The organism is Enterococcus sp. VV15 (assembly GCF_005236045.1).
GTDB lineage: Bacteria > Bacillota > Bacilli > Lactobacillales > Enterococcaceae > Enterococcus_B > Enterococcus_B durans.
The window spans coordinates 1-2139 of sequence record NZ_QPTY01000085.1 but is presented as its reverse complement, the minus strand read 5'-3'; the positions used below and the strand labels follow the sequence as shown (position 1 = coordinate 2139).

The 2139-nt window shown below is 32.1% G+C and carries 3 protein-coding genes; all 3 read left to right on the top strand.

Annotated features, from left to right (window positions below):
- Positions 1-250 precede the first annotated feature (250 nt).
- The 3 genes from DVW83_RS14555 to DVW83_RS14545 all read left to right on the top strand — a co-directional run bounded on the left by DVW83_RS14555 (position 251) and on the right by DVW83_RS14545 (position 2017).
- A complete protein-coding gene (locus DVW83_RS14555; protein WP_174784295.1) occupies positions 251-916 on the top strand; it encodes a hypothetical protein in 666 nt (221 codons plus the stop codon).
- 368 nt (positions 917-1284) lie between these two features.
- Positions 1285-1575, top strand: a complete 291-nt coding sequence (locus DVW83_RS14550; protein ID WP_238699446.1) for a hypothetical protein — start codon at positions 1285-1287, stop codon at positions 1573-1575.
- Between the two features lie 280 nt (positions 1576-1855).
- Entirely contained in the window at positions 1856-2017 is a 162-nt protein-coding gene (locus DVW83_RS14545) for a hypothetical protein (protein WP_238699445.1), read from the top strand.
- Positions 2018-2139 lie beyond the last annotated feature (122 nt).

The following is a 2139-nucleotide window of genomic DNA, read 5'->3' as shown; positions in this document are numbered from 1 at the left end:
TAATGAATGAAACAATCAATTCCACAGGGCGTAAGGTTTCTGCGTATATCCATATTCCATTTTGCGAGCATATTTGTTATTACTGTGATTTAAAGATTGATTATGTTATTTTATGGACTATAAAACAAGTAACGATTATGACTCTAAACCAACTTTTTAAGATGATGTAAATTAATAACAATGTTATTAATTTATAATTATGTTGTCTTTATAAGATTTATAAGACAAATATAATTTTGGAGGATTCATAATGAAAAAGAAATATCTGGGTTTGAAAATGTGGGTTAGTGTAATAGCAGTAACTTTTGTTTTGTCCGTAGCAGCAACAAGTGGCAGTATGATTGTTTCAGCAAATGAGTTGATTCTAGATGAAACTCAGAATAGTGAAAGTCATTTTAATCATGAAGATTTGTCAATTTATTACTCGAAAGAAGAAAAGAATTCTGAACTAGCCCTTGAAAAAATCAGGGAAGAGTATGGAGACATTCAACCTAATTTTAACGAAAATGGAGAAATAGTATTAACGCCTGAAGATGAAACAAGACTGAATAAAGCAACAAGTGAGTACTTGAAAGCGTTAGGATATAATCCGTATTTAAGAAGATTTGGTCGTAATTGGTGGAATAGCAGAAATTTTATCGGTGGTGTTATTGATGTTGCGTTTATTGTGCTTGGATTTGGTGCAGGAGCTAGATCGGCAAGCCAAATAATACAGATAATTAGAGCAAATAGCAGAAATATTACTCGGTCAATCGAGAAACAGTTAGCGACTAAAGTTGGAATCACTATTGGTAATTGGCTATCTGCTGGATTAGATGTCGCCGGTGCTCTATCTGGAGTAAGTCTTGGTTACGCCGTTGCGTGGGGAATTGACTATGTGGATGGCAAAAGACTAGATGGGTATATTTTAGCGTAAAATGAGTAAGAAGTTCAGGGAATTTCTAAACAGAACGAATAAAATTCTTCTTTTTCTTATCCTATTTTTTTTCATTTTGAGTATTATTTCGTTTATACAAAAAAAGTATGTGCTCTGTTTTTTGAGTTTTATTTTTGTTCCCACGATATTTAGGATATATCATTTGATGAAAAAATTTTTAGAAGATGATGTACAAGATTAAGGGAGAAAAGTACTTGCTGCTATAGAAATCGCCTAAGGGTTTAGCCGATACTTCGGCTGGATAGCTAGTTGCAGAAGGGGTTGATCGAGTAGATGGAAGAAATGATAATTATCTGTGGTCATAGCACTAGACAAGTTTAAAATTCAACTAGATAAAGGAGCTATAAGTGACAATAGGAGAAAAATTGGATTTTGCAGGCAGAGTACTATTAGGAATATTGAGTATATGCTGTTTTATAAATGGCACATGTTTTCTATGGAAAATAAAAACAATTGTTCATTTAAATGTAGGAAAAGAAATATCAAGAACAGACTATCTAAAAGTAGAAACATATCTGGAAAAGTGCAAGTTATTTGTTTTTCTAGAATTTTTTATTTCTTGCGATAAACTTAATTTTAGTACGTTTTTAAAAAACTACTCTCTCATTCGTTCAAAAAGTGTTGGCGGAATTACATGACTGAAAAAGAACAAGTAAAAAAAATAGAATAAGAGTATCGCTGATCTATCAGAAAATGCCACAGTGAAAGAATTTAAAACAGTAATGAAGTATATAGCAGATGAAGCAAATCGGAAGCAGCGGAAATTAGTGGGGTTGGATAAATAAATTTTTTAAATCATTCTAGACTGAAATCTTATACTCACATTTTAAAATAGAATCAAAAAATGCATGAGATTCACTGAAGTAGAGATGCTACTATAGAAGTGAATGATCTCATGTATTTTTAAAGTTTTTACGTTTGAATATTAATTCTTTACTATCAGAAGCCAACGTCCCCATCAAAGCCATCATGGATCGAGTGGGTCATGCCAATATGAAAACAATGCTAGAAATTTACAACCAAGTGTCTAGTACAACGAAAGAAAAAGTGATTCAAGAAGTTGATTTTTGGATTTTTTAGTAGATTTGTTTGCCAAATACGTTTGGTATGCGTATATGAGAGGTTGTAAGCAAAGCGCTATGACCTGAGCAATTAAGGAAGAATCTGAGAAAATAGCTTTCCATATTTTTGCAGATTTTGAC